This window comes from Mesotoga sp., assembly GCF_035363035.1.
In the GTDB taxonomy this organism is placed as follows: domain Bacteria; phylum Thermotogota; class Thermotogae; order Petrotogales; family Kosmotogaceae; genus Mesotoga.
Window position 1 is genome coordinate 1 of the sequence record NZ_DAOSEH010000149.1, and the last position, 3,045, is coordinate 3,045.

The window sequence follows — 3,045 nt, forward strand, 5'->3', positions numbered from 1 at the left end:
GTTTGGTCGCATTGAGAGGACCTCCCGATCCCTGATCGGTCATGTTGTAAACCTGCGTGAAGATCCTCAGGAACGTAATACTCTGTGTAACCACGAGAAATACGGTGATCGGACTAAGGAGAGGTATGGTGATTTTGAAGAAAGACTGTCTTGATGTCGCCCCATCTATTTTGGCTGCCTCTATGTACTCCTGGGGTATGGTCTGCAATCCGGCAAGAAATATGATTATACAGTATCCCAAATTTACCCAGACCGTTGTTACCACTATGGCCGGCAGGGACTGGTTCATGCTGGTCAGAAAAGGCTGCGCGTCGAGACCGAAGGCCATCAAAAGGTTGTTAAGTATTCCCGCGGGCGGTCTCTGGTAGATCCATCTCCAGACCCAGCTCACCGCCACCAGTGGTGTGATGTACGGCATAACGTAAAGCAGGCGATAAAACCACTGTAGATGTTTCACCCTGTTGAGTGTCGCGGCCAGAAAGAGCGAAATGACTATCACGAGTGGAACACCGAACAGAACGTACTTTATAGTGTTCCATAGCGAGGTCATGAACACCTTGTCTTTGAAGAGTTTAACGAAATTACTGAAGCCGACGAAATCTTGTTTGGGTGAAACCAGCTTCCAGTTGGTGAAACTCAACCAGAAAGCATATATCATCGGATAGAAACGGACAACTATATAGAAAACCAGCGGGACAGCCAGGAAAACATATGCGGTTACGATCCTCTTCTGACTTATCTTCATTATTTTACCCCCAAAAAGAATGGCCGTGGCGACGCCACGGCCACCCGCTCTTCAAATTACTCTACTCTCGACCAGAATTCGTCGATTATTGCCTGATCTTCTTCGGCCGCTTCCTTGAAAGCCTTAACGGGGTCCATTCCCTGTATCCAGACCTTATCGACGGCATCCATCATTACCTGGCGCTGTCCGGTCTCGTCAACGAAGAAAGTTGCGTGGGCGTACTCGAGACCCTTGAGGAACGGTCCGTATTCAGGATGATCGTAGTAGGCGGCAGCAACATTCGGGTTGGCCGGAAGTTCGCCCACCTGCTCGAGCCACAGTTTCTGAGCGTATTCGGAAGTTATGAACTTGAGGAACTTGATCGAAGCGTCCAGCTTTTCGCCGGTCGCATTTGTCGTTATCGCGTGTGCCCAGAAAGAGGCGAAGTTGGACTTCACGCCGTTCATCGATGGAAGTTCCGTGACTCCCCACTTGAGATTGGTGAGAGGTCTGAAGGTTCCGAGTCTGAAAGAACCGTCGATAGTCATCGCGGCTTTCAGAGACCTGAAGGCCGTAACGTCATCGTTCAGGAAGCCTGGGTAACCAACCTTGTCCTTGGTGATCAGGTCGGTGTATACCTTCAGGGCCTCCGGAGCTGTCAGATGGTAAAGAACGGTTCTGTTGTCAGCGGTGTAAGGCGTTCCACCTACCTGTCTGACGAGAACCTCTCTTATCCACTGGTGACCCTGGCCGGAAGGCTGCATAGTCAGACCTTCCTGGATTATGTTACCCTTGTCGTCGTACTTGGTAAGCTTTTTCGCGTAATCGACCAGCTCGGCGAAAGTCGTTGGCGGGGTTTCTGGATCGAGGCCGGCTTCGACGAAGAGATCCTTGTTCCAGAAAAGCGCGAGAGCCCTTACCGCAGTCGGGAGAGCGTACGGTGCACCATCAAACTCTATTCCTTTTGACACGAACGGGAAGAATTCACTGCTCAGGTATTCAGCAGAGAATTCAGCCGCCGGAAGCGGAACCAGGTATCCAGAAGTAACGTAAAGTGGAATCCATCCGTAGAAAAGGGTGAGAACATCCGGTCCGACTCCGGCAGGAACCGACACAGCGACTTTTTCGTTGAAGTTCTCGTAGGGGAAAGTAACCTGTTCTACTTCGATCCCTGGATTCTGCTTTTCAAACTCCTCGATCAACTGATCAACCAGTTTCACTTTCGTTTCGTAGTAGTACTGCCAGAAAGTTATCTTCACTGCACCGGCGAAACCGGCGAAGATAACGGAAACAACCAGCAACAACAATAGTGCTTTTTTCATTTACCCACCTCCAAAATAGTGATGTAGCTCATACTTCCATAAAGACTTTTCTTTGAACATTACAGACAGCTCCAAGCGAAACGCCCAGCTCACCGAGTTCTCCGCGCTTGAATGTCACGCGTTCGAGTATTTCACCGGGAACGGTCCTCTTTAGTACCGGCATTATTAGACTGAGTATCCTATCGTATTGGTTGTACCCGATTCCACCCGTTATGACGACAACATCCGGATCCAGCAGTGTGATGACGTTCGCAACCACCACGCTAAGGTGTTCACAGGCGACCGTGACTATCTCTTTGAACCGGGGATTTATATCGGAATAGTCGAACATCTGTGCAACCGTCGGTTCGTTTTCGAACTCGGAAAGGAGTTTTTCAAAGGCGTATCCGGAAAACCAGCTTTCCAGGCTTCCAAAGACGAAACTTAAGTTCTTTTCCCTGCTCCAATCGGTTATCATGTAGCCTATTTCACCGGCCATGCCGCTGGTGCCTTCGTAAAGTTCGTTGTTTATTATCAATCCGGCGCCCGTCCCCGTACCGAGGGCAGTCAAAAAGACGTTTCTGCAGCCCTTCGCGGCTCCGGCCCACATTTCTCCCAGGGCATTGAGTGTAACGTCGTTCGAAACGAAGGTAGGGACTTCGAACCTCTCTTCGATGTGACTCTTCAAATTGACTTTTCGGAGCCCGAAGGCGGGCATGTAAAAGATCATTCCACTCTCGGGAGCCACAGTTCCGGGAACACCGATCCCGATCCCCATAACTTTTGAGACCGGAACTTTCATCACCGCCAGCACTGACTTCTCTACAAGTTCGAAGAAGGCCTTTTCATCGGAAATAGACTTCGTGGAGAACTTAGCTTTTTCGATTATTTTTCCATCAAGGTCTGATAGTATAGAGATCAGCTTGTTACCGCCAACATCGACGCCGACTATGTACTTATAGTCGGGAACGAAAGACAGAAGGATAGGTTTTTTTCCACCCTTACGTGAACTCTCGCCTT

3 protein-coding genes are annotated in these 3,045 nt (G+C 49.7%); all 3 read right to left on the reverse strand.

Annotated features, from left to right (window positions below; all coding sequences use genetic code 11):
* Window positions 1-745 (reverse strand): carbohydrate ABC transporter permease (locus tag PKX57_RS11780; protein ID WP_472417505.1); only part of this gene is annotated, 745 nt, incomplete at its 3' end.
* Between the two features lie 56 nt (window positions 746-801).
* Window positions 802-2,046: an extracellular solute-binding protein gene (locus PKX57_RS11785; RefSeq protein WP_213922149.1), complete on the reverse strand. Its 1,245-nt coding sequence runs from the start codon at window positions 2,044-2,046 to the stop codon at window positions 802-804.
* A 28-nt stretch (window positions 2,047-2,074) separates the two neighbouring features.
* Window positions 2,075-3,045, reverse strand: a 971-nt coding sequence (locus tag PKX57_RS11790; protein WP_472417507.1) for an ROK family protein, incomplete at its 5' end; no start/stop codon positions are given.